20 protein-coding genes are annotated in these 25367 nt (G+C 69.9%); 12 read left to right on the top strand and 8 right to left on the bottom strand.

Translation table 11 applies throughout. The features are described 5' to 3' along the window. Positions 1-75 precede the first annotated feature (75 nt). From AB5J53_RS40170 to AB5J53_RS40160, 3 genes are read right to left on the bottom strand one after another with little or no spacing between them, the layout of a single operon-like run. Positions 76-3168, bottom strand: coding sequence for an alpha-mannosidase (locus tag AB5J53_RS40170; RefSeq protein WP_369250518.1), 3093 nt, complete (start codon positions 3166-3168; stop codon positions 76-78). A gap of 28 nt (positions 3169-3196) precedes the next feature. Then, positions 3197-4534 (bottom strand): 6-phospho-beta-glucosidase, encoded by a 1338-nt coding sequence (locus tag AB5J53_RS40165; RefSeq protein ID WP_369250517.1) that lies wholly within the window; start codon positions 4532-4534, stop codon positions 3197-3199. A 52-nt stretch (positions 4535-4586) separates the two neighbouring features. Continuing rightward, positions 4587-5336 (bottom strand): DeoR/GlpR family DNA-binding transcription regulator, encoded by a 750-nt coding sequence (locus AB5J53_RS40160; protein WP_369252769.1) that lies wholly within the window; start codon positions 5334-5336, stop codon positions 4587-4589. Positions 5337-5462: 126 nt separating this feature from the next. On the opposite strand from AB5J53_RS40160, the gene AB5J53_RS40155 reads away from it, so the two are divergent. The 8 genes from AB5J53_RS40155 to AB5J53_RS40120 are packed head-to-tail and all read left to right on the top strand — an operon-like array spanning position 5463 to position 17064. Then, positions 5463-6509 (top strand): carbohydrate kinase family protein, encoded by a 1047-nt coding sequence (locus tag AB5J53_RS40155; RefSeq protein WP_369250516.1) that lies wholly within the window; start codon positions 5463-5465, stop codon positions 6507-6509. Positions 6510-6552: 43 nt separating this feature from the next. Then, positions 6553-7839 (top strand): ABC transporter substrate-binding protein, encoded by a 1287-nt coding sequence (locus tag AB5J53_RS40150; protein ID WP_369250515.1) that lies wholly within the window; start codon positions 6553-6555, stop codon positions 7837-7839. Between the two features lies 1 nt (position 7840). Beyond that, on the top strand, positions 7841-8803 hold the full coding sequence (locus AB5J53_RS40145; protein WP_369250514.1) for a carbohydrate ABC transporter permease: 963 nt from the start codon (positions 7841-7843) through the stop codon (positions 8801-8803). A gap of 12 nt (positions 8804-8815) precedes the next feature. Further along, a complete protein-coding gene (locus tag AB5J53_RS40140) occupies positions 8816-9652 on the top strand; it encodes a carbohydrate ABC transporter permease (protein WP_369250513.1) in 837 nt (278 codons plus the stop codon). Beyond that, on the top strand, positions 9652-12600 hold the full coding sequence (locus AB5J53_RS40135) for a glycoside hydrolase family 2 TIM barrel-domain containing protein (protein WP_369250512.1): 2949 nt from the start codon (positions 9652-9654) through the stop codon (positions 12598-12600). Before AB5J53_RS40140 ends, AB5J53_RS40135 begins: the two co-directional genes overlap by 1 nt. A gap of 60 nt (positions 12601-12660) precedes the next feature. Then, positions 12661-14529: a LamG-like jellyroll fold domain-containing protein gene (locus tag AB5J53_RS40130; protein ID WP_369250511.1), complete on the top strand. Its 1869-nt coding sequence runs from the start codon at positions 12661-12663 to the stop codon at positions 14527-14529. Between the two features lie 19 nt (positions 14530-14548). Further along, positions 14549-16216: a histidinol-phosphatase gene (locus tag AB5J53_RS40125; RefSeq protein WP_369250510.1), complete on the top strand. Its 1668-nt coding sequence runs from the start codon at positions 14549-14551 to the stop codon at positions 16214-16216. Next, the gene (locus AB5J53_RS40120; RefSeq protein WP_369250509.1) at positions 16216-17064 is read left to right on the top strand and encodes a hypothetical protein; all 849 of its coding nucleotides are present in this window, start codon (positions 16216-16218) and stop codon (positions 17062-17064) included. Before AB5J53_RS40125 ends, AB5J53_RS40120 begins: the two co-directional genes overlap by 1 nt. Positions 17065-17082: 18 nt before the next feature. Here the strand turns inward: AB5J53_RS40120 and AB5J53_RS40115 are convergent, their stop codons facing one another. From AB5J53_RS40115 to AB5J53_RS40100, 4 genes are read right to left on the bottom strand one after another with little or no spacing between them, the layout of a single operon-like run. Further along, entirely contained in the window at positions 17083-17538 is a 456-nt protein-coding gene (locus AB5J53_RS40115; RefSeq protein ID WP_369250508.1) for a MaoC family dehydratase, read from the bottom strand. Positions 17539-17552: 14 nt separating this feature from the next. Then, complete coding sequence (gene menE / locus AB5J53_RS40110) at positions 17553-19061, bottom strand: o-succinylbenzoate--CoA ligase (protein WP_369250507.1); 1509 nt, start codon at positions 19059-19061, stop codon at positions 17553-17555. A gap of 51 nt (positions 19062-19112) precedes the next feature. After that, positions 19113-19985: an amidohydrolase family protein gene (locus AB5J53_RS40105; protein WP_369252767.1), complete on the bottom strand. Its 873-nt coding sequence runs from the start codon at positions 19983-19985 to the stop codon at positions 19113-19115. Between the two features lie 11 nt (positions 19986-19996). After that, entirely contained in the window at positions 19997-20914 is a 918-nt protein-coding gene (locus AB5J53_RS40100) for an SDR family NAD(P)-dependent oxidoreductase (protein ID WP_369250506.1), read from the bottom strand. Between the two features lie 319 nt (positions 20915-21233). Between AB5J53_RS40100 and AB5J53_RS40095 the strand changes: the two genes are divergently transcribed. The 4 genes from AB5J53_RS40095 (at position 21234) to AB5J53_RS40080 (ending at position 24439) form a co-directional block, all read left to right on the top strand. Next, a complete protein-coding gene (locus tag AB5J53_RS40095) occupies positions 21234-21662 on the top strand; it encodes a MarR family winged helix-turn-helix transcriptional regulator (protein WP_369250505.1) in 429 nt (142 codons plus the stop codon). Then, positions 21659-22426 (top strand): IclR family transcriptional regulator, encoded by a 768-nt coding sequence (locus AB5J53_RS40090; RefSeq protein WP_369250504.1) that lies wholly within the window; start codon positions 21659-21661, stop codon positions 22424-22426. The genes AB5J53_RS40095 and AB5J53_RS40090 overlap by 4 nt, the downstream gene beginning before the upstream one ends. A gap of 85 nt (positions 22427-22511) precedes the next feature. Next, positions 22512-23774 (top strand): sensor histidine kinase, encoded by a 1263-nt coding sequence (locus tag AB5J53_RS40085; RefSeq protein WP_369250503.1) that lies wholly within the window; start codon positions 22512-22514, stop codon positions 23772-23774. Further along, positions 23771-24439 (top strand): response regulator, encoded by a 669-nt coding sequence (locus AB5J53_RS40080; RefSeq protein ID WP_369250502.1) that lies wholly within the window; start codon positions 23771-23773, stop codon positions 24437-24439. Before AB5J53_RS40085 ends, AB5J53_RS40080 begins: the two co-directional genes overlap by 4 nt. Before the next feature lie 69 nt (positions 24440-24508). Here the strand turns inward: AB5J53_RS40080 and AB5J53_RS40075 are convergent, their stop codons facing one another. Next, the gene (locus tag AB5J53_RS40075) at positions 24509-25306 is read right to left on the bottom strand and encodes a carbon-nitrogen family hydrolase (protein ID WP_369250501.1); all 798 of its coding nucleotides are present in this window, start codon (positions 25304-25306) and stop codon (positions 24509-24511) included. Between the last annotated feature and the right edge of the window lie 61 nt (positions 25307-25367).

Genomic DNA, 25367 nt, shown 5'->3' with positions numbered 1-25367 from the left:
CACCCGCCGTGACCAGGCCTCTTACCGCTTCCTTAATTCTTCATGGGAACAGCGGTCACGTTCATGGCAGCACGGTCACTTCTTCTCCACGGCCAGGCGCAGTGTCTGCACTTCGAAGGGGCGCAGCGCGACCGGGACCGCGTTCCCGTCGGTGCCCCCATCCGAGAGCGGGCGTTCCAGGAGGTCGGTCACCTGGGCCCCGGCGAGCGGGAAGCCGGTGCGCAGGGTGCCGGTGGCGCGGCCGCCGCGGGACTCATAGAGGCGTACGACGACATCGCCCGAGGCGTCGTCGGCGAGCTTGACCGCCTCGATCGTCACGCCCTCGCCGTCGACGGAGACGACGGGCTCGGCAGGACCGGCGGAATCGGCCACCCGCAGCGGCAGGTTGAGCGCGTAGCCCTCCGCCACCGCGTCCTCGATGCTCGCTCCCGGGAGGAGGGAGTACGTGAAGCGGTGCTTGCCCTGGTCGGCCCCGGGGTCGGGCACGCGCGGGGCGCGCACGAGCGACAGCCGTACGGTCGTCGTCGTACCGCCGTCCTCGCGGACCGTGCGGGAGACGTCGTGGCCGTACGTCGAGTCGTTGATGACCGCGACGCCGTAGCCCGGTTCGCCGATGTGCACCCAGCGGTGGCCGTACACCTCGAAGCGGGCCGCCTCCCAGCTCGTGTTGGTGTGGGTGGGGCGCTGGACGTGGCCGAACTGGATCTCCGCGGAGGAGTGCGGGGCCCTGATGTCCACCGGGAAGGCGGCCTTGAGGAACTTCTCCGCCTCGTGCCAGTCGATCTCCGTCTCGATGTCGATACGGGGGCTGCCGGCCCGGACCGTGATCGTCTGGACGATCTTCGAGCCCTTGCCGAACGACCGCTCCACGCGGATCGCGCCGAGCAGGGGGTCCTGGTCGACGACCGTGATCGAGTCGGCGTCCAAGAGGTCCGTGTAGCGGTTCTTGTAGTGCTTGTCGACGTCCCAGGCGTCCCAGTAGTTGGGCAGGTCGGTGTGCAGGCGCAGCAGGTTGCCCTTGTCGGCCAGGACTTCGCGGTTCGCTGTGAGGTCGCGGACCGAGGCGAGGGTTCCGTCTTCGGCCAACTCGACGCGGACGAGGCCGTTTTCGAGGGTGCGGCCCGTGATCGTCACGGGCTGAGGGGGCTCGGCGGAGCCGAGAGGGGCACTGCCGTTGGCGGGAACCTGTGCGTAGGCCAGGGTGCCGTCGGGTGCGCGGACCACCTCGGCACGTCGGCAGGGGCTGGTGTTGAAGACATGGGCGCCGGGCACAGCAGTAGCAGCGCCGGCGGCGGTTGCCGCGGGACCAGCGGTTGCGGCAAGCGCTGCGACCGCCTCCTGGGTGAGCTCCTCCAGCTCCTCCGCCACCCGTGCGTACTCCGCCTCCGCCTCACGGTGCACCCACGCGATCGACGAACCCGGCAGGATGTCGTGGAACTGGTGGAGGAGGACCGTCTTCCAGAGGCGGTCGAGCTTCTCGTACGGGTAGGTGTAGTCCGGTGCGTGCAGGGCGGCGGTCGTCGCCCACAACTCGGCCTCGCGGAGCTTGTGTTCGCTACGCCGGTTGCCCTGCTTGGTGCGGGCCTGGGAGGTGTACGTGGCGCGGTGCAGTTCCAGGTAGAGCTCGCCGACCCAGACGGGGGCGTCCGGGTACTCCTCCCGGGCCTTCGCGAAGAACGCGTCGGGGTGCTCGACCACGACCTTGGGCGAGCCCTCCAGGTCGGCCAGCCTGCGCGCCCGTTCCATGATCTCGCGGGTGGGGCCGCCACCGCCGTCGCCCCAGCCGAAGGGGGCAAGGGATCTCGTGGCGGCGCCCTTCTCCTGGTAGTTGCGCGTCGCGCGGGCCATCTCCTCGCCGCTGAAGCGGGCGTTGTAGGTGTCGACCGGCGGGAAGTGCGTGAAGATGCGCGTGCCGTCGATGCCCTCCCACCAGAAGGTGTGGTGCGGGAACTTGTTGGTCTGGTTCCAGGAGATCTTCTGGGTCAGGAACCAGTCGTTGCCGGCGAGCTTGGCGAGCTGCGGGTAGGCCGCGTTGTAGCCGAAGGAGTCCGGCAGCCAGACGCCCTTGGTCTCGATCCCGAAGTGCTCGATGAAGAACCGCTTGCCGTGGATGAGCTGGCGGGCGATCGCCTCGCCGCCGGGCAGGTTGCCGTCGGCCTCGACCCACATGCCGCCGACCGGCGCCCACTGCCCCTTCTTCACGGACTCCTGGATGCGGGCCCACACCTGCGGGTAGTTGTCGCGCACCCACTCGTACTGCTGGGCCTGCGAGCAGGCGAAGACGAACTCCTCGTACTCGTCGGCGAGCGATGTGACGTTGGAGAAGGTGCGGGACGTCTTGCGCTTGGTCTCGCGGATCGGCCACAGCCAGGCGGAGTCGATGTGGGCGTGGCCCACGCCGGAGATCTGGTGGGCGCTGGCATGCGCGGGCTTGGCCAGGGCCGGGGCGAGGACCTCGCGGACGGCCGCCGCGCTGCCGGAGATGTCGTCGAGGTCCAGCGCGTCGAGCGCGCGGTCCAGGGTGTGCATGATCTCGTGGCGGCGCGGGTCGTGCTCGCCGAGTTCGAGCATCAGCTCGCGCAGCACCTGCACGTCCAGCTCGAGGTGCCAGACCTCCTCGTCGAGGATCGCGATGTCGGCCCGCTTGAAGATGTACAGCGGCTTGTCGCCGGCGGTCCGGACGTCCCCGAGCGGGGTCGGGTACGCGAAGTCGTTGGCGAGGATGTCGGGGTTGGAGGCCGCCTCGACGAGGTAGTCGACCGATTCTCCTCCCACCACCGGATTGCCGATCGGCACGTACTGGTTGAGCGGGTTGACCGCCTTCAGCGGTGTCCCGTCCGTGAGGTGGACGAGGGCCTCGGCCTGGTTGCCCGGCCAGTCGCCGACGAAGCCCAGGTCGATGACGGCCTCGACGCGCTTCCCGGCCCACTCGGCAGGGACCTGTCCGCGCATCCGGAACCAGGTGGTCCCCCACGGCGGACCCCATGGGGTGTCCATCGCGAAGGGCTGGTACGAGGCGGCCGCGGCCTCCTCGTACGGGACGGGCTCGCCGGGGGCCTGCCAGGCCTCGACCTCGAAGGGTGTGGACGCGGCGTATATCGCGGGCTTGATGCGCTGGTCGTGGATGCGCTGTACGCGCTCTTCGATCCGGCGGCGTTCGTCGTGCATAAGAAGTCTCCAGGAAGGTGGAAAGCGCTTACTTAAGGTACGCCAAGCCTGGGTGGACCGAGGTGTAGCCGTCGACCAGTCTGCGTGCCACGTTGACCGAGTCCACGAGCGGGTGCAGGGCGAAGGCCTTCACCGCGGTGGTGCGCGAGCCCGACTCGGCCGCGGACAGCACCTCGCGCTCCACCGCCTTGACCGCGCACACCAGCCCGGTGGCGTGGTCGGGCAGCGGGTCGACGGCGACGGGGTGCGCGCCGTTGGCGTCGACGAGGCAGGGCACCTCGATGACGGCTTCCGTGTCGAGGACGGAGAGGGTGCCGCGATTGCGGACGTTGAGGATGAGGGTGGTGCGCTCGTCGCGGGCGATGGCCCGCATCAGGGCGAGCGCCACTTTCTCGTAGCCGCCGGAGAGGTCGTCGGCGTCGCGTTCGCCCGCGCCGGCCGTCTCCCGGTTCTCGGACATGTACGTGGCCTCGCGCTCCGCGCGGGTCCGGTCCCAGGCGGTCAGCGCGGCCGCGTCCGGGCGCTTCATCTCGTCGTAGAACCGGGCTTGCTGGTCGCGCAGGAAGGCGCCGCGCGTCTTCTCCGCCTCCTGGTAGGCGCGGACGGCTTCGCGGTTGAAGTAGTAGTAGTGCAGGTATTCGTTCGGGACGGCGCCCAGGGACTGGAGCCACTCGGGGCCGAAGAGCTTGCCCTCCTCGAACGAGCCGAGCAGCTCCGGGTCGGCGAGCAGCCGCGGGAGTTCGTCGCGGCCCGCGACGCGCAGCCCTCGTACCCAGCCGAGGTGGTTGAGGCCTACGTAGTCGATCCACGCCTCGCGCGGGTTCGCGCCGAGGACTTTGGCGATACGGCGGCCGAGGCCGACCGGCGAGTCGCAGATGCCGATCACTCGGTCGCCGAGATGCCGGGACATGGCCTCCGTGACCAGGCCCGCGGGGTTGGTGAAGTTGATGACCCAGGCGTCGGGGGCGAGGCGGGCCACCCGCTGCGCGATGTCGACGGCGACGGGCACCGTGCGCAGGCCGTACGCGATGCCGCCCGCGCCGACCGTCTCCTGGCCGAGGACGCCCTGGTCCAGGGCGACCCGCTCGTCCGCCGCGCGCCCTTCGAGGCCGCCGACGCGGATCGCGGAGAAGACGAAGTCGGCGCCGCGCAGGGCCTCGTCGAGGTCGGTGGTGACGGTCACCTCGGGCGCGTCAGGCACGCCGGCCGCCTGCTCGGCGAGGACGCGGGCCACGGCGTTGAGCCGTCCCGCGTCCAGGTCGTGCAGCACGACCTGGGTGACGCGGCCCTCGGCGCGGTCCCCGAGGAGCGCCCCGTACACGAGCGGGACACGGAATCCGCCGCCGCCCAGAATGGTCAGCCTCACGCAATTACCACCTTTGCAGTTCGTGCATCGACGCAGGACACGCGGCGAGGGATCACGCCACGACCACCTGCACGCCCGCTTCTTCCAAGGAAGCCCGCGTCGCCGCGTCCACCGGCGCGTTCGTCACCACCACGTCCAGATCCTCGGGGCCGCAGACCTTCGCCATCCCCGTCCCCGGGAACTTCGCCCGGTCGGCGAGCAGAACCACCCGCTCGCCGGCCTTGATCATGGCGCGCTTGACCGGCACCTCGACGACCGTCGTGTCCATCACCTGGCCGCCCGGCCGGATCCCGCTGGTGCCGAGGAAGAGCCAGTCGGCGTGCAGTTGACGCAGATTGTCCTCGGTGAGGAAGCCGACCAGGGAGCGGTACTCGCGGCGGACCATCCCGCCGAGCAGCACCAGCTCTATGCCCTCGTCGTCCACGAGTTCCTCGTAGACCACCAGGTTGCTGGTGATCACGGTGATCCGGCGGCCGTGCAGCTGCCGGGCCAGCCGGTACGCGGTGGTGCCGATGTCGAGGAGGACGGACTGACCGTCCTCGATCAGTGAGGCGGCCTTCGCGGCTATGGCGTCCTTCTCGGGCACGCGCACCTCGGCGACCTCGGCGAAGGGCTGGTCGCCCTCGTCCACGACCGCGCCGCCGTGCACCCGCGTCAGCAGTCCCTCCTCCTCCAGTTTCAACAGGTCACGGCGGACCGTGGCCGGGCTCACACCCAGTTGTTCGGAGAGATCGGTCACGGCCGCGGGACCGCCGGAGCGCAGGGCCCGCAGGATGAGTTGATGTCGTCGCTCTGCCAGCACGCTGTGAACAGTACTCGTCATCTTCAATCATTTCCATGCTCAGTTCTGCTCGACTCTTGCCAAATCCCTGCGGGGCGCGCACGATCCTGTGCACCGCTTGCAGACTTTTGACGAGAGGATGGGCCCGTGGGCGACGAACGGCCCGATGTCCTGCTGACCGGGCTGCTCTTCTACGACCTCGTCCTCACCGGACTCGGCAAGCCGCCGACGCCGGGTGAGGAGATCTGGACCGAGGGCATGGGCGTGAGCCCCGGCGGTATCGCCAACCTGGCCGTGGCAGCCTCCCGTTTCGGCCTGCGCACCTCCCTGGCCACGGTCTTCGGCGACGACCACTACGGCGCGTACTGCCGTGAAGTCCTCGCCGACCAGGAGGGCATCGACCTCTCCCTCTCCCGCACCGCGGACGGCTGGCACACCCCGGTCACCGTCTCGCTCGCGCTCCCCCAAGCTCTCGGCTCGGCTCGAGCAGGGGGGACTCCCGTCCACGACCGCGCGCTGGTCACCCACGGCCAGGAACCCCCGTACTCGCAGGACGCGCTGATGGGCGACCCGCCCGAGGCGCGCACCGCCCTCGTGCACATCGAGGCCGAACCACGCGCCTGGCTCGCCAAGGCGGCCGCGAACGGCACGCAGATCTACGCCGATGTCGGCTGGGACCCCACCCAGCAGTGGTCCACCGACCTGCTCGACCAGCTCTCCCTGTGCCACGCCTTCCTCCCCAACGAGGCCGAGGCGATGGCGTACACGCGCACGGACACCGCGGTGGCGGCGCTCGGCACCCTCAGCGAACTGGTGCCGGTGGCCGTGGTCACACGCGGCGGCGACGGCGCGGTGGCCGTGGACCAGACGACGGGCGAGTACGCCGAAGTACCCGCCCTGGACATCGATGTCCTGGACGCGACGGGCGCCGGGGACGTCTTCGGCGCGAGCTTCGTCGCCGCCTCGCTCGGCGGCTGGCCACTTGAGGAACGTCTGCGCTTCGCAGTCCTTGCCGCCGGCCTCTCCGTACAGCGGCACGGAGGTGCGCTCGCCGCGCCCGGCTGGTACGGCGTGCACCGCTGGTGGCACTCCCTCGACGACCCCGAACTGCGGCGCGCGTACGGCTTCCTGGCCGACCGGATCCCGGCCGACCCGGGGCCGCCGGTCCGCTACGCACCCGTCACCCCCCAATGATCCGCACCCCCCGAAATCAAAGATCCGAAAGGCGGTGGGAGCTGTGCGGCTCTCACGAAGAGGCCTGCTGCGCGCGGGCCTGGCCGGTACGGCCGCCACGGCGCTCGGCGGCCTGGCGACCGGCTGTGCCGTTCCGACCGGTTCCACCGGCCGGAACATGGTCATGTGGTACTGGAGCGGCGGGCTGAGCCCGAAGGTCGTCCAGGACGCCAGGACCCGCTACGACAGCTCGGTGGACCTGCAGGCCATCCAGATCGGCGGCTACTACCGCTCGAAGCTGATGACCACCATGACCGGACGCGCCCACATCCCGGACATCGCCGGGCTCAAGGGCGAGGACATGGCCTCGTACCTGCCGAACTCCGACCAGTTCGTGGACCTGCGCACGCTCGGCGCCGAGAAGCTCAAGGACCAGTACCTGCCCTGGAAGTGGGACGAGGGCATCGCCGAGGACGGCTCGATGGTGGGCTTCCCGATCGACTGCGGCCCGGTCGCCCACTACTACCAGCCGGCCGCCTTCGAGAAGGCCGGACTGCCCTACGAGCCCGAGGACGTCTCCAAGGAGCTGGCCACCTGGGAGCAGTTCATGGCGGCCGGTGAGCAGCTCAAGAAGCGCGTCCCCGGCGCCTTCATCCTCACCGACGCCCTCAGCATCTACGGCATCTCGATCAACCAGACGACGAAGCGCTTCGTCGACAAGGACCGGCACTTCATCGGCGACCAGGAGCATGTGCGCACGGCCTGGGACCGTGCCGTCGAGGCCACCCGGCGCGGCCTGGTCTCGAAGATCGTCAACGGGACGCCGGACAACATATCGGCGACCGAGCGGGGTCTGCTGCCCAGCCAGCTGAACGCCTCCTGGGCGGCCGGAGACATCAAGCTCAACACACCGAAGACCAAGGGCAAGTGGCGGGTGGCGAGCTGTCCGGGCGGCCCTTCGAACATCGGTGGCTCGTTCCTGTCGATCACCAAGGCCTGCCGGGATCCGGAGCAGGCCTTCGAGATGATCACCTGGATGCTCGACGCGAGCAACCAGGCCCAGGGCTTCGTCGACTCGGTGCTCTTCCCGTCGACTCCGGCGTCGTACCGCATGAAGAAGCTGCGCGAACCCGACGCGTTCTTCGGCAACCAGATCACCATGGACGTCTTCGGACCGGCGGCGGAGAAGATCCCGGTCGCCTACAACAGCCCGTACGACGTCGCGCTCAAGACCCCGATCGACGACGAGCTGCGGAACTTCTCCGTCCTCGGCAAGGACGAGAAGCAGGCCTGGAGGGACGCCATGAGCAAGTGCCGGCGCATCGCGGACCACCTGGGGGTGAGTTACTGACATGGCTACCGCACCTGTGGTCGAGACGCCCCCGGCGGCCGTGGCCGCCACCCCCGTCCTCCATGCCAAGAAGGGCATCCTGAGCTACTGGCGGCTGTACGCCGCGATCTCCCCCTTCTATCTGCTCTTCCTCGCCTTCGGGCTGATCCCGGTCGGCTTCTCGCTCTATCTGTCCTTCCACCGCTGGGACGGGCTCGGCTCGATGGAGTTCGCGGGCCTGTCGCAGTACCGCTATCTGCTGTCGGACAGTCAGTTCTGGAGCGCGATCGGGAACACGATCGTCATCTGGGCGCTGGCCACCTTCCCGATGCTCTTCCTGGCGATGGTCACGGCCGTGATGCTCAACTCGGCGGTCCGATTCAAGAACGTCTACCGCTTCGCCTTCTTCCTGCCGAACGTCACCTCGATCGTGGCCGTCGCGATCATCTTCGGCTCGGTCTTCTCCACCAACTTCGGCCTGATGAACGCCCTGTTGCAGGCGGTCGGTCTCGACCAGGTGGCCTGGTTGAACACCCCCTGGGGCATCAAGGTCGCCATCGCGACGCTGATGACCTGGCAGTGGACCGGCTACAACGCGATCATCTTCCTCGCCGGTCTGCAGACGATCCCGAGCGAGCTGTACGAGGCCGCGCGGATGGACGGCGCCGGGCCCGTGCAGACCTTCTTCCGGATCACGCTGCCGATGATGCGCCCGGTCGTGCTCTTCGTGCTGGTCATCTCCACCGTCACCGGACTGCAGAGCTTCTCCGAACCCCAAGTGCTGCTCCAGACCACGGACAACAACTCGTCGTTCGCGGGCGGCCCCGGCCACGCGGGTCAGACGATGGTCCTCTACTTCTTCCAGCAGACCTTCGACAACAACGACTTCGGCTACGGCGCCGCCGTGGCCTGGGGCATCTTCCTCGTCGTCGTCCTCTTCTCGATCATCAACTGGCGCCTGGTGCAGCGCCGGGGCGAAGAATAGGAGCCCGCCACCATGGCATCCATCAAGGGTTCACGGCAGCGGGGCATCGCGCTCCACCTGGTCCTGATCGTCGGGCTGCTGCTCTCGGTCTTCCCGTTCTACTGGGCCGTGATCATGTCGACCCACTCGTCGACCGAGATCTTCTCCTACCCGCCGAAGCTGCTGCCCGGCTCGCACTTCTTCGAGAACGTCCGCCATCTCTTCGACAACGTCGACTTCTTCGGGTCGATGTTCAACTCGCTGCTCGTGGCGGGCACGGTGACGGTCCTGGTCCTGTTCTTCGACTCCCTCGCGGCCTTCGTCTTCGCCAAGTTCCACTTCCCCGGCCGCCGGGTGCTCTTCGCGCTGATGATGGCGATCTTCATGGTCCCGGCCCAGCTCCAGGCCATCCCGCAGTTCGTGATCATGGCGAAGCTGGGCTGGATCGGCTCCATGACCGCGCTGATCGTCCCGGCGGCGGCCAACGCGTTCGGCATCTTCTGGATGCGCCAGTACATGAAGAGCGCCATCCACGACGAACTCCTCGACGCCTCCAAGCTCGACGGCGCCGGATTCCTGCGCCAGTACTGGCACGTGGCGCTCCCGGTCGTCCGGCCCGGCCTCGCCTTCCTCGGCATCTTCACCTTCATGGGCCAGTGGAACGACTACGCCTGGCCCCTGATCGCCCTCACCAACCCGGACAACGTGACCCTCCAGGTCGCCCTGTCCCAGCTCAACGGCGTCCACGGCACCACCGACTACGGGATGGTCATGACGGGCGCGCTGCTGGCCCTCATCCCCCTGCTGATCGTCTTCGCGATCGGCGCCAAGCAGATCATCGGCGACCTCGGCAAGGGGGCCATCCGCTGATGACCGATCCGTCGATCCGCGGGCCACTGCCCGCCGATCCCCTGATCGCCCTGCGCCCCTGGGAGGCACCTGAGGTGACCTCCTGGGGGCGGTTGCCGATGAACGCCGTGGACCGGCGGACCGGCGCGCTGTCTCTGGACGGGGACTGGCGCTTCCAGCTGCTGTCGACACCCACGGCTCGGCCCGGACCCGACTGGTCCTCTTTGTACGTCCCCGGCGCCTGGACCGTGCAAGGCACCGAAGACCTGCCGCAGTACACCAATTTCCGCATGCCGTGGGGCGAGTTCCCGCCCGCGTCGCCCGCCGCCAACCCGACGGGCGTGTACGAGCGTGACGTGGACGTCCCCGCCGAGTGGGCCGATCGCCGGATCGTCCTCCAGGTCGGTGCCGCCGAGAGCGTCCTGCTGGTCCATGTCGACGGGCGGCCGGTCGGTATCTCCAAGGACTCGCACCTCGCGGCGGAGTTCGATCTCTCGCAGGTCGTACGGCCCGGACAGCGCGCCACCGTGCGGCTCACCGTGGTGAAGTGGTCGGACGCCTCGCACATCGAGGACCAGGACCAGTGGTGGCACGGCGGCATCACGCGGTCGGTGCTGCTGTACGCCACCGATCCGCTGTATCTGGCCGACGTGACCGTGCGGACGCGGCTCGACGGCGAGCTGCGGGTGGACTGCCAGGTGCGGCAGGCTTCCGGAGCCCTGCCCGAGGGCTGGTACGTCACCGGGGAGCTGGACGGTCAGCTCCTCGCCCAGGACGCGGAGTTCGACCGGTTCAACGCCGAGGACGGCCGGGTCTCCGACTTCCTCGGCGAGGCGCGCCTCGGCACGGTCGTCCGCGACGTGCGCGCCTGGACGGCGGAGACTCCCGAGCTGTACGGCCTGACCGTACGGCTGCACCGCGTCGATGGCTCGGTCGCCGATGCCTCGCACCACCGCGTGGGCTTCCGCGAGGTCGAGATCCGCGGCCGGGACCTGCTCCTCAACGGCGAGCGGGTCTACCTCCACGGCGTCAACCGGCACGACTTCCATCCGTTGACGGGGCGGACGGTGTCGCGGCAGGACATGCGCGCGGACCTGGAGCTGCTGAAGCGCTTCGGATTCAACGCGATCCGCACCGCCCACTACCCGAACGACCCGACGCTCCTCGACCTGGCCGACGAGCTCGGCTTCTACGTCGTCGACGAGGCGAACATCGAGGCGCACGATCACGCGCACGAGATCGCCGACGACCCGCGCTACACGAGTGCCTTCGTGGACCGCGTCGCGCGCATGGTCCTCCGCGACAAGAACCACCCTTGCGTCATCATCTGGTCGCTCGGCAACGAGTCCGACTACGGCGCCAACCACGACGCCGCCGCGGGGTGGCTGCGCCGCCACGACCCGACCAGACCGCTGCAGTACGAGGGCGCGGCCAAGCTCGACTGGGCCGACCCGACCGTCGCGTCCGACATCGCCTGCCCCATGTACGCGCCCATCGAGGACTGTGTCGCCCACGCCCTGTCCGGCGAGCAGACCAAGCCGCTCATCCAGTGCGAGTACTCGCACGCCATGGGCAACAGCAATGGCACGCTCGCGGACCACTGGGCCGCCATCGAGTCAACCCCGGGGCTTCAGGGCGGTTTCATCTGGGAGTTCTGGGACCACGGCATTCTGCAACGCGTGAACGACGGAAGACCGGCCGGGCGCGGTGGCGCCGGGCTGTATGACAACGGTGTCGCGGCGCCGGGCCACCGCTGGGCGTACGGCGGCGACTTCGGCGAGGCGATCCACGACGGCGCGTTCATCGCCGACGGGGTCGTCTTTCCCGACCGGACCCCGAAGCCGGTGATGTACGAGCACCGGGAGATCGCGGCGCCGGTGCGGCTGGAGTACTCCGCCGGCGAGCTGGTGCTCGGCAACCACCAGCACTTCCGGGGGCTGGAGTGGCTGGCCGCCGAGTGGGAGCTGTCCCTCGCGGACGGCGACATCCTGACGGTTCCGGCCGAGCTGCCCGCCGTACGACCGGGCGCGACCGCCTCCCTGCCGCTTCCCCTCGACCTGCCGGAGGACGGCGGCGAGGCCTGGCTGACGCTGCGCGTGACGACGGCGGACGACGAGGCCTGGGCGCCGCGAGGCACCGAGGTGTGCCTGCCTCAGGTCCAGCTGCGGGCGGCCGATCCGATGGCGGAGATGACGGCCGACGGCCCTGTCGCGGAGGTCGACGACGAAGGGCTCCTCGTCCATCCGCTCCTCACCGCCGCCCCCGTGCTCTCGCTGTGGCGGACCCCGACCGACAACGACGAACTGGGCGGCGTCGCGGCGCGCTGGCGCGCCTGGGGTCTCGACACGCTCGTACGCAAGGTCGTCGCCGTACGCCGCGAAAAGGAGCACGTCACCGTGCTCGCCGAGTACGACACCTGGGCGGGCACTGTGCGCCACGAGCAGGTGTTCACGCGCGTCGAGGGTGGTGTGCTGGTCGAGGAGACGGCCGAGCTGCCGGACGGCCTCGACGACGTGGCGCGGGTGGGCTCGGTCTTCGAGACCGTCACGGGGCTCGATGTCCTGGAGTGGTACGGGCCGGGCCCCTGGGAGTCGTACCCGGACCGCTGCGCCGGCGCGCCCGTCGGCCACCACTGCCTGCCCGTGGACGAGCTGTTCACCCCGTATCTGCGTCCGCAGGAGAGCGGCGGGCGGTACGGCGTACGGCAGTTCACGCTGTCGGCGCCCGACGCCACCGGCCTCTCGGTCGCGCTGGACGAACCCCGCCAGGTGTCCGTGACCCGGTACCGGGCCAAGGACCTGGCCGCCGCCGCCCACCACGACGAGCTGGTGCCGCGGCCCGGCTGCGTCGTGCACATCGACGCCGCGCACCGGGGCCTGGGCACCGCCTCGTGCGGGCCCGACACCTCGCCCGAGTACCTCGTCGGGACCGGTACCCACCACTGGTCCTGGACGCTGCGCGTGCTGTGACCTCCGTGCTCTGACCTCGCTCGCACCCCACCTCTTCGATGCCTCTTCTATGGAGCAGATGTGTGTACTTCGCATGCCCGGACGCAGGCCGACGAGGCCGCCGCCCAAGCCGGCCAGGCCGACGCCGGAAGACGCAACTTCCTGCGGGCCACGGCGCTGATCGGCGCGGCGGCCACGACCGTCGCGCTGCCCGCGGCCGCCCAGGCGCAGGCGCAGGCGGCAAACTCTGACGCGAGCTGGCGGCCCGACCCCGAGAGCCGCCGCTTCACCCTCGCCGTCATGCCCGACACCCAGTACCTCTTCGACGGCCCGAGCATCAACCCCGCGCCGATCGAGGCGTCGCTCCGCTACCTCCTGGAGCACGGCAAGGACGAGAACATCGTCTTCCTCTCGCATCTGGGCGACCTGACCGAGAACGGCGCGCAGGCCGAATTCGACGCCGCGGGCAAGGCGTTCGAGCTGCTCGACCGGCGCGGTGTGGGCTACAGCGTGCTCGCGGGCAACCACGACGTCAGGTCGTCCACGGACGACCAGCGCGGCGCGACTCCCTACCTCGACGTCTTCGGGCCGCAGCGCTTCGCGCGCAAGCGGACCTTCGGCGGCGCCTCGCCCGACGGCTACAACACCTTCCACCTCTTCACGGCGGCCGGCCGGCAATGGCTCGTCCTCGCGCTGGACTGGCGGCTGTCGGCGAAGGGGTACACGTGGGCGAAGGAGGTCATCGCCCAGCACCCGAAGACGCCCGTCATCCTCACCACGCACGAGCTGGTCGTCGAGGACGACACCCTCTCCTCGTACGGGCAGCGGCTGTGGGACGAGCTGGTCCACGATCACGACCAGATCTTCCTGACCCTCAACGGGCACTACTGGCCCGCCGCCCGCGCCACCCGCAAGAACGCGGCCGGGAACGACGTACATCTGCACCTGACGAACTATCAGAACCGTTACTACGGCGGCGCGGCGATGATCCGCCTCTACCGCTTCGACCTCGACCGGAACACGATCGACGTCGAGACGATCTCGCCGTGGATCCTGGGCCGGGCGGCCAAGGGTCTCAACGAGCTGGAGCGGCAGGAGATCGAGCTCAGCGGCGACGCCGACCGGTTCTCCGTCGCGCTCGACTTCGAGGAGCGCTTCTCGGGCTTCGCACCGGTGCCCGCCCGGCCGTCGCGGCCCGCCGCACAGATGCTCGTCCGGGGCACGGTCGCGTACTGGCGCTTCGACGGACACGACGACGGCGCGGCGGCCGAGGGCACGCTCCGCGATCTGTCCGGGCACGGGAACGACCTGACCGTGGTCAAGGTCGCCGACGGCGCCCTCACCTTTTCGCCGGCCCACCACCCGGACCAGCCGGGCCACGGCAGCCTCACCTTCCAGGGCGGCAAGCCTCCCCTCAAGGGAGCGTATCTGCGCACGGTCGACGGCGCGCCCCTCAACTCGGCGACCTTCTTGCGCGGTTACACCATCGAGGCCTTCTACCAGCTGCCCGCCGACTGGGACGCCTCGCACAACGCCTGGGCCTCGCTGATCAGCCGTACCGGTACCGGTGGCGGTGCGGGCAAGACCGCGGACGACCCGGACGAGCCGCTCGCCACGCTCTCCCTGTCCGACGGGCCCGGCCCGCAGTGGGCGGTCCGGCCGCTCAACCAGCAGGGCATCGCCACCAACTGGGGTGACGAGACGGCCCGGGAGCAGTGGTGGCACGTCGCCGTCGTCAATGACGGCTCGCACACCACGATGTACGTCCAGGGCTGCCCGGTCGCCCGCAATCCGCACGCCTCCGCCGTCGGGCTCACCTCCCTCGGCCTGCCGTGGCTGCTCGGCGGTTACGAGTACGCGGGGAAGGTCGACCAGATTCTGCACGGCCGGCTCGGCGACGTCCGGATCGTCGAACGCGCCCTTCCCGTCACGTCGTTCATGAATCACTGACCCGAGGGACCAGACGACCATGACCGAGCAGCAACTGCCCGCCTGGGCCGATCCGTCCGTCTCCCCCGCCGCGCTGGACCCGCAGGGCATGTCGCGGCGCGGGCTGCTGCGCCGTGCGGGCCTGTTCGGGGCGGCCTTCGCGGTGGGCTCGCTCGCGACACCCGCCGCGGCCTCTTCCGGACGCTACGGCGGCAACGATCCGCGCCTCGCCTACCTCGTGGGCGACCACCACATCCACTCCGTCTACAGCCACGACGCGAAGTACACGTTCTCCCAACTCGCCCGGGCGAGCGCCCAGTACGGGCTCGACTGGATGGTCTTCAACGAGCACTCCAACTTCGGGCACGCCAACTACGGCGCGCAGCTGGAGCACCAGGAGATCGTCAAGGCGCGCGCCGAGAACCCGCGCCAGCTGATCTTCCAGGGCCTGGAGTGGTACATCCCGGCCGCCGAGCACGCCACCGTCTTCGCCGCTCCCGGCCCGCACGAGGTGGACCTGCTCACCCAGTTCGAACTCGCCTACGACGGGAAACTGTTGGGCTACACGGCGGGCTCCCCGACGAACCCCGACACGGCCCGCAACGAGGCGCACGCGGTCAAGGCCATCCAGTGGCTCGCCGCACAGCGCCGCACCGGATACGTCGACGACGTCCTCGTCCTCGCCAACCACCCGCTGCGCCTGGGCATCGACTCCCCGCACGAGATGCGGAACTGGCGGGACGCGGCCCCCGAGATCATGATCGGCATGGAGGGCGCGCCCGGCGCCCAGGGCGGCGGCATCCCCGGCTGGGTCGGCTCGGGCCAACAGCGCGGCGAGTACGTCAACAAGCCGTCCGAGAACTCCTTCGCCGGGTACCCCGAGGACGCGTACGTCCTGTACGGCGGCTTCGACTGGATGACGGCGACCGTCGGCGGCATGTGGGACGCGATGCTCGCCGAGGGGCGGCTCTTCACGATCACCACCAACTCCGATGTGCACCGGGTCGTCTTCGACACCTGGAAGAACGGCGACTGGGCGCCCGGGCAGAACTTCGACAACACCGGGCACATCCCCGACCCGGTGAACACCGACACGCAGCAGCCGGGCGGCGACTTCTGGCCCGGCCAGTTCAGCCGCACACATGTGGGCGTGACCCGCTACGGCTACCGCGCGGTGATGGCGGGCCTGCGCGCGGGCCGGGTCTGGCTGGACCACGGCCATCTGCTCGACGGTCTTGACGTCCGGCTGAAGCGGGACTGCGACCACGGCCCGGGGGTGACCATGGGCGGCCGGCTGCGCGTCCGCAAGGGCGAGAAGCTCACGCTGAGCGTCACCGTGACGACCGCCTCGCGCCCCAACCCCCATGGCATCCTGCCCGAGTTGGCGCATGTCGACGTGATCCGCGGCGCGGTGCGCGGCCCGGCGGCCGACCGCGACGACTGGCGGGCGCCCGACACCAGGGTCGTCCACACGCGGGACGTGAGCGGCCGGAAGGGGACGTACACCCTGCGCATCCCGCTGGTCGCCGGTGACGAGTCCTTCTACGTCCGGCTGCGCGGCAGCGACGGCCATCGCAATGGTGCCGGGTATCTCGGCGCCTCGATCGACCCGCACGGCCCGATTCCGCATGTGCCCGGCAACGGTGACCCGTGGGTCGATACGTGGTTCTATGCCAACCCGGTCTTCGTCGATGTGGCAGGTGTTTGATGAAGCGTCAGTTTCTCGCTCTGGCCTCCCTGTTAGGTGCCTTCACAGTCGGTATGAGTACGTCGTCCGCCGTCGCCGGTGAGCTCCACTGGACCCAGACCGGCACGGCGTACGTCGACTCGCTGAGCGGCGGTCAGGGGCTGGCGAGCCGCGCGGACGGCTCACTGCTGTACCGCGGGCTCGCCTCCATCCCCCTCGACCTGCGGATCAAGGGCTGGAACCACGTGGGCGACCCGGACATCGCGCAGGGCTATGTGTTCGACGCCTATCAGGGACCGGACACGGCGCCGTCGAAGATGTTCGCCGTCACCACACCCGCCGGGAAGCGCTACGAGTACGTCCACCAGCTCGACCCGGGCGAGAAGCTGAACAACTCCTTCGCCACCGTGTCGCCCGACGGGCAGTGGCTGGTGTCGGGCGAGTGGGGCGAGCAGAACCGCCTCCAGGTCTTCCCCGCTCCTCTGCTCAATCCGTCGACCCCGCGCACGGGCGGTGCCCTGCCCGAGGTCTGGCAGATCACCCTCGACAAGCCGGTCCGCGACATCCAGGGCTGCGACTTCGTGAACTCCACCCGGCTGCTGTGCGCCTCGGACGACGGCTCGCGCACGCTCTTCCCCGAGGACCGGCCGCTGCTCCAGGTCGACCTGGACCGGAAGCTGGACGGTCAGCCGATCACGGGCCATGTCACCAGCCTCTTCGCCCTGCCGCAGCGCAGCCTGTGCACGGACGGGACGTACGAGACCGAGGGCGTGGACTACGACGCCGTGCGCGGCACGCTCCGGGCCGAGGTGATCTCGCCCGGAGCCTGCGCGGTGGCGACGACCGTGTACTCGTACCGCCAGGGGTAGGACCGTCGGGCGCAACCCTCAGGCGTAGAAACGCGACAGGCTCTGCAGGACGGCGGCGGGCTTCCCGCCGCCGTCGATCTCTATCGTGCCGTCGACGGCGATCTGCACCCCGCCGGGCACATCCTCGACCGAGGCCAGCCTCGCGACCAGACGGATCCGCGAGCCGACCTTCACCGGCGAGGGGAAACGCACCTTGTTCAGGCCGTAGTTGACCTTCGTCGACACGCCCTCGACCTCCAGCAGAGCGGTGAAGAGCGGGATGAAGAGGGAGAGGGTCAGATAGCCGTGCGCGATGGGTGCGCCGAAGGGGCCCTCCGCGGCCTTCTCGGGGTCGACGTGGATCCACTGGTGGTCGCCGGTGGCGTCGGCGAAGGTGTTGATGCGTTCCTGGGTGATCTCGATCCACTCGCTGGTGCCGAGGTCGCTGCCCGCGAGCTTCTTGAGTTCGTCGAGGCCGTTCACGGTGATGCTCATATGCGCTTCCCTGCTTACGAGTTGGTGGTGCCGTACCGCGTACGGACACGGGACTTGAGGAGCTTTCCGGAGGCGGTGCGCGGGAGTTCGTCGGCGACGACGACCGACTTCGGGATCTTGTACTTGGCGAGGCGTCCGGCGAGCGACGCGAGGACGGCGTCGGGGTCCAGGTCGACCCCCTCGCGGGCGACGACGACGGCGCGCGGCACCTCGCCCCACTTGTCGTCGGCGACGCCGATGACCGCGCATTCGACGATGTCGGGGTGGGCGAGGAGCAGGTCCTCGATCTCGGCGGGGTAGATGTTCTCGCCGCCGGAGATGATCATGTCCTTGATGCGGTCGACGATGAAGACATAGCCGTCCTCGTCGATCCGGGCGGCGTCCCCGCTGCGGAACCAGCCGTCGGCGAAGACGGCGGCCGTCTCGTCGGGCAGGCCCCAGTACCCGGGCATGACGTGCGGGCCGCGGACGACCACTTCGCCCGTCTCCCCGAGGTCGACCGGCGTGAAGTCGGGCCGTACGACCCGTACATCGCTGAAGAAGTGCGGCACGCCCGCCGACCCGGCCTTGCTCACGGCGTGCTCGGCGTCCAGGAAGAGTACGCCGGGCGAGGCCTCGGTCATGCCGTAGCCCTGGAGGAAGGTCAGGCCCCTGGCCTGGTAGGTCTCGATCAGCGGGGTCGGCACCGGTGATCCGCCACAGGACAGCATGCGCAGACTCGACAGATCGGCGTCCGCCCAGTCCGGCTGACGGGCCATCTGGTCGAACATGGTCGGCACCCCGAACATGAAGGTGATCCGGTGCCGCGCGATCAGGTCGAAGGACGCGGCCGGGTCGAAGGCCTCGACCAGGACACAGGTCCCGCCCTTCAACAGGACGGGCAGCGTGAGCATATTGAGCCCGGCGGTGTGGAACAGCGGGGCCGAGACCAGGGCGACCTCGTCGGCGGTCACGTCCTGGTCCACCAGCACATTGAAGGCGTTCCAGATCAGATTGCCGTGGGTGAGCATCGCGCCCTTGGGACGGCCCGTGGTACCCGAGGTGTACATGATGATGCAGGTGTCGTCGGCGGTGACGGGCTGATCGATCGGCTCGTCGGAGGCATCGGCGATCAACTCCTCGTACCGGGCGCCCACTTCGACGAAGGTCCGTACGTCGGTGTTGCCCGGCAGGCCCGCGACGAGCCCCGCCGACGTCGGGGCGTACACCAGGGCCTTGGCGCCCGAGTCACCCAACTGGTAGGCGATTTCGGGCCCGGCGAGGCGGGGGTTGAGCGGCACGAAGACCGCACCGAGGACGCCGGACGCGAACAATGTCTCCAGGTAGGACGGGTGGTTGGGGCCCAGATAGGCGATCCGGTCGCCGCGGCGGATGCCCAGCGCCCGCAGGGCGTGCGCCAGCCGGGTGGTGCGCAGGTACAGCTCGCCGTAACCGACACGGCTGTCGCCGTGGATCAGGGCGGTGCGGTGCGGGGTCTTGCGGGCCCGGCGTGCGGGCCATGATCCCAGTCCCTCATTGCGCATCTGTCTGCCCCTGTCCGTCGTCGCACATGGGATGGCACATGGGGTGGCCCCTTACGGCGTGAGCCCGAGCAGGCGGGCGGCGTTCTCCTTGAGGATCTTCGGCTTGACCTCGTCCTTGATCGGCAGCTTCTCGAAGTCGGCGAGCCAGCGGTCGGGGGTCAGGACGGGATAGTCGGAGCCGAAGAGGACCTTGTCCTTCAGCAGCGTGTTGGCGTACTGCACCAGCTGTGGCGGGAAGTACTTCGGCGACCAGCCGGACAGGTCGATGTGCACGCCCGGCTTGTGCGTGGCCACCGCGAGCGCCTCGTCCTGCCAGGGGAAGGACGGGTGCGCCAGGATGATCTTCAGATGCGGGAAGTCGGCGGCGACGTCGTCCACGTGCAGCGGGTTGGAGTACTTGAGCCGGATCCCGCCCCCGCCGGGCACCCCGGCGCCGATCCCCGTCTGCCCCGTGTGGAAGAGGGCGATCGTGCCGGTCTCCTCGATCACCTCGTACAAGTCGTACGCCACCGAGCGGTCGTTGGGGAAGAAGCCCTGGATGCTGGGGTGGAACTTGAAGCCCTTCACCCCGTACTCCTCGACCAGACGGCGGGCCTGCTTGACCCCCGCCTTGCCGCGGAAGGGGTCGATGGAGGCGAAGGGGATCAGTACGTCGGGGTTGGCGGCGGCCGCCTCGGCGACCTCCTCGTTCGGGACGGGCTCGGTGCCGGTGGCGGACTCGGCGTCCACCGTGAAGATGACGGCGGCCATCTTGCGCTCACGGTAGTGGGCGGCCGTCTCCTCCAGGGTCGGCTTCCGCTTGCCCTCGACCTTGAAGTAGGTGCTGGAGGCGTCGTGCAGGCCCTCGTCGAGCGAGGAGTGGCCCTTCGACGACACCTCGGCGTGGGTGTGGACGTCGATCGCGACGAGTTCGCTCAGGTCCATGGCGAGGGCCATCACGCCTCCGGCAGCTTCGGCGCGGGGATCCCGACGGTCTGCGGTTCGGCACCGACCGAGGTGGCCCAGGCGTCGGCCAGGGTGTCCGGGGTCCAGCCGCCGTCCGCGTAGGCCGCCTTGATCTCCTGCGGATGCGACCAGAGTGCCACCTTGTCGCCTCCGATGCCGATGGCCTGTCCGGTCACGCCGCGGGCGGCCTCTGAGGCGAGGAACGGGACGAGGGCCGCGCAGTCCTCGGGGGTGCCGAAGCCCTCGCCCTTGCGGAGGAAGTCGGGCAGCGGCTCGCCCTGCCTCATGGCCTCGATGTAGGGGGCGAAGGCCGGGATGGTCTCGGTCATCGCGGTCGCGGCGACCGGCACGATCGCGTTGACGGTGATGCCCGCGCGGCCCAGCTCCATCGACCAGGTACGGGCCATGGCGGCGATGCCCGCCTTCGCGGCGGCGTAGTTCGTCTGGCCGAAGTTCCCGCGCTGCCCGGCCGGCGAGCCGACCAGGATCAGGCTGCCGCCCTCGCCCTGCTCGCGCATCCGCACGGCGGCGGCGCGGGCACAGGTGAAGGTGCCCTTGAGGTGGGTGGTGATCACCGCGTCGAAGTCCTCGTCGGTCATCTTCCACAGGACCTTGTCGCGCAGGATGCCCGCGTTGGTCACCAGGACGTCGAGCCGTCCGAACTCCTCCACCGCGCGGGCGACGAGCCGGTCGGCGGCCTCGGACGTGCCGACCGCGACCACCTCGGCCACGGCCTTGCCGCCGGCCTCGGTGATGGACTTGACGGCCTGCTCGGCCACGGCCTCGTCGACGTCGTTGACGACCACGCAGGCGCCGACGGCCGCGAGGGCGTGTGCGTAGGCCAGGCCGAGGCCACGGCCGCTGCCGGTGACGACGGCGACCTTGCCGGTGAGATCGATGCTGGGCACGAGGGGTCCCTTCAAAGCTTCGGATCAGCAAGCGCGGCTTGGAATGCCGAGCTGCGGCTATTGAGATCGAAGCTAAGGACAATAATTGTTGACGTCAATAGTTGTTGCCGACTGATCCGTGCGTCATGCTGTGCGTAGTACGGCGTGAAGCCGTGCGCGGTACGGCGACACGGAGTGCGCGGTACGGCGTCACGCTGTGCGGAAGCACATCCGAACCGCCCCGCCCGGGGCCCGGCCCAGGGAGCCCGTCATCGCAGGTCAGCAGCGCGCGACAGAAATTGCCGGAGGCCCTGCCCCCATCGACGCCCAGGAGCCGTGGATGCGCGGACTGCACGCCGACACCGGCTACCTCCTGTACCGGCTGGGGCTGCGCTCGGGGCAGCTGTTCAACACGTTCCTGCAGGAGTCGGGGCTGCGCCTGCGCCACTACGCGCTGCTCCGCTTCCTCGCCACCTCCGAAGGCGCGCTGCAGCGGGAGCTCAGCTCGCGGCTCGGCTACGACCCGAGCGCGATCGTCGGGCTCGTCGACGACCTGGAGAAGCTCGGTTTCGCCGAGCGCCGCCCCTCACCGGACGACCGCCGCAGCCGGATCGTCGTGCTGAGCGAGGACGGCCGGGCCTTCCTGCGCGACACCGACGAAGCCGGCCTGCGCGTCACGAACGATCTGCTCCAGCCCCTCGACCCCGCGGAGCGGGCCACCCTGCACGCCCTTCTGCAACGGGTCGCGGAGACCGAACTCGCCTCATGACCACCCTGTCCGCGCCCGACCGCCTCCTCGCCGTGCTCGCCGCCTTCGACCACGAGCACCCTGCGCTGTGCCTGTCGGACATCAGCCGCCGGGCCGGGCTCACCCTCACCACGGCCCACCGGCTGGTGGGCGCTCTCACCGAGTGGGGCGCCCTGGAGCGGGACGAGGACGGCGTCTACCACGTGGGCCTGCGGCTGTGGGAGATCGCGGCGCTCGCTCCGCGGGGCCTGGCGCTGCGGCAGATCGCGCTGCCGTACCTGGAGGACCTGTACGAAGCGACCCACGAGAACGTGCAGTTGGCGGTCCGCGACGGCTCCGAGGTCGTCTACATCGAGTGGATCTCCGGGCGCTCCGCGGTCGGCGTCCGCATCCAGGTGGGCGCCCGCTGGCCGCTGCACGCCACGGGTGTGGGACTCGCGCTGCTCGCACACGGCGAGGCGGGGTTCCAGGAGGCGTACTGCGACCGCCCGCTCGCCTCCTTCACCCCGCACACCATCACGGATCCGGGTCGGCTGCGCCGCCTGCTGGCCGAAGTGCGGCGCACGGGAGTAGCGGTGAGCAGCCGTCAGGTCACCGACGACGCCCTGTCGGTGGCCGCTCCGGTACGCGGCGCGGGCGGGACGGTCGTCGCGGCCGTCTCGGTGGTCGTGCCCCAGGCCGACGCGCAGGTACCGGCGTTGATCCCGGCGGTGCGGCTGGCGGCGCGCGGGATCTCGCGGGCTCTCGGTTGGCAGCCCGAAACGCGGGCCGCGCGGGACTCGTAGGACGCCGGATATCCCTCTCATCGGTGAGGACTTCGCCGCCCGGCGGTCGGGATACTGGGACGGCCCTTGCCCAGAGGAGCCGTGTATGTCCGCTCAGTCCTGGTTCGCGCCCGCCGTCTCACGATGGCGGGCGGTGTTCTCGCCCACCGCGGTCCGATGGCGGTCGGCCTTCTCGCGGTTGCGCACGACGCATCCCTACGTCGTCGACACCGCGCTCGCCGCACTGGTGCTGTTCGCCGCCTCGCTGCAGTGGATGTTCCCCGACGAGGGCGACGACCGGCTGTCCTGGCAGGGGTTCCTGCTGGCGGTCGGCACGGCGGTGCCGCTGATCTGGCGGCGGCGGGCGCCCTTCCTGTCCGCATGGGCGGTGTCGATCTGTACGCCCGCCATGGCGCTGTACCACGCGCCACCGCCGAACGTCGCCTACGGCGGACTCGTCGTCCTCTACACCGTGGCCACGCTCTGCCCGCCCGCACAGCGCCGGTTCATGCTGGTGACCTGGCTGGTCGGCGCCTCACTGACGATGATGGCCAAGGAACACGCCCAGCCCTTCGAGTACGCCTTCCATCTGACGAGCTTCCTCAGCGCGTACGCGCTCGGGATCCTCACCCGCGTCCAGCGCGCGTACACGGCGGAGCTGGAGGACCGGGCCCGCCGTCTGGAGCGGGAGCGCACGGCCGACACGGCGCGGGCGACGGCGCAGGAACGCGCCCGGATCGCCCGGGACATGCACGACATCCTGGCCCACGCGGTGAGTCTGATGGTGGTGCAGGCAGAGGCCGGCCCGGTGGTCGTGCGCAGCGATCCGGAGCGCGCCGAGGCGGCCTTCGACGCGATCGCGACGAGCGGGCGCGACGCGATGCGCCAGCTGCGGCGGATCCTCGGGGTGCTCAAGGAGGAGCAGCTGAACGGGACCTCGGCCCGGTTGCCGCAGCCCGGCATCGCCGCCCTCGCCGAACTGGTCGGCCAGGTCGCGGAGTCCACCGGGCTGCGGGTGGACCTGAGCACGACCGGCGCGCCCCGTCCACTGCCCGCGGACACAGAGGTCGCCGCCTACCGGGTGGTGCAGGAGGCCCTCACCAACACCGTGAAGCATGCGTACGCTTCCACGGCACGGGTTGAACTCGACTGGACGGAGGACGCGTTGACGCTCACGGTGACGGACGACGGGCGAGGGCCGGGTACCCGCGGACCTTCCTCGCCACCCGGCGGTCACGGGCTGATCGGCATCCGTGAGCGGGCCGCCGCCTGCGGCGGCAGCGCGGACTCGGGCCGCGGTCCCGACGGCGGCTTCCGTGTCGCCGTACGCCTGCCGGCCGGCGCCGACCGGCAGGCGGCCCTGGGGTGAGCATCCGCGTGGTGGTCGCCGACGACCAGGAGCTGGTGCGCAGTGGCTTCAGCATGATCCTGGAGGCGCAGCCGGACATCGAGGTGGTGGCGGAGGCCGGGGACGGCGTGGAAGCCGTGGCCGCGGTACGGCAGCACACGCCCGATGTCCTGCTGCTCGACATCCGCATGCCGCACATGGACGGCCTGGAGGCGGCCCGCCTGGTGTGCGCGGAGTCGGGCTGCAAGGTCGTCATGCTGACCACGTTCGACCTCGACGAGTACGTGTACGAGGCCCTGTACGCGGGAGCGAGTGGCTTCCTGCTCAAGGATGTTCGGCGGGACGACCTGGTGCACGCGGTCCGTGTCGTCGCGGCGGGCGACTCGCTCCTCGCACCCTCGGTGACCCGCCGTCTGGTCGCCGACATCATCCGGCGCCGCCACGCCGACGCCACCCAGGAACCGACGCCGGCCCGGCTCGACATCCTCACCGCCCGCGAGGAGGAGACCCTCCGGCTGCTGGCCCGCGGCCTGTCCAACGCGGAGATCGCGACGACGCTCTTCGTGAGTGAACACACCGTCAAGACCCATGTCAGCAACATGCTGAGCAAGCTGGGACTGCGGGACCGGGTGCAGGCGGTGATCTGCGCGTACGAGACGGGTCTGGTGACGCCGGGCTCCGCCTGACAGTGCTTCTTCGGCTCGCCCGATCCTGGCCGGCTGCGGCGCCACCAGCGCTGCGGCGTGCCACCGGAATCATCGTCCCCCAGGAGCCTCGATCGCGAGAACACGGTCGCGAAGGACAGGGAGATCGGAGCGGATCCGGGCGACTTGAGCCATGTCGAAATCCACCGTCGCCGTCTCCTCTCCGGTGCGGGCCTCACCGATGACGGTTCCCCAGGGGTCTATGACCATGCTGTGTCCGGCCTGCTGCATACCGCCGTGGGTGCCCACCGCGTCACAGGCCAGGAGGAAGACCTGTTCCTCCAGGGCCCTCGTACGAGTGAGGAGCTGCCAATGGGAGAGACGGGCCGCGGGCCATGCGGCAGGCACCACGATCAGCTCCGCGCCCGCGTTGAGCAGGCCCCGGAAGAGTTCGGGAAAGCGGAGGTCGTAGCAGATGGCGAGGCCGATCACACCGAAGTCGGTGGGCACGGTGACGATGTCGCCGCCGCCGCCCATCATGGTCGCCTCGCCGGTGTCGAAGCCGTATCGGTGGATCTTGCGATAGCTGCCGCGCAGGTCGCCGACCCGGTCGAAGAGGAGAGCGGTGTTGTACAGCGTCCCGTCCCCGTCCCGCTCGACGATCGATCCGGCATGGAGCCACGCCCCGGCCTCACGGGCAGCGGCGGACATGACCTCGGCAGTGGGGCCATCGACCCCTTCGGCGTCGGGCCCCCAGTCGTCGTACGCCCAGGCGCCGGCCGTCCACAGTTCCGGCAGGACCACCAGATCGTCGCCCATCCGGTCGCGGACCAGGGAAGCTGCCCTGTGACGGCGCTCGTCGGCGGAGCCCGACGAGTCCACGGACAGCTGTATCAGTGAGGCACGCATGGCTGTCACCTCCGGGACCGTTGTCGCACGGCCCAAGGGGAACCTGTTCCCTACGAGCGTA

The sequence above is a fragment of the Streptomyces sp. R41 genome (assembly GCF_041053055.1).
Classification (GTDB): domain Bacteria; phylum Actinomycetota; class Actinomycetes; order Streptomycetales; family Streptomycetaceae; genus Streptomyces.
Note: the sequence above shows the minus strand (reverse complement) of the source record. Positions and strands in the feature narration are given on the sequence as shown.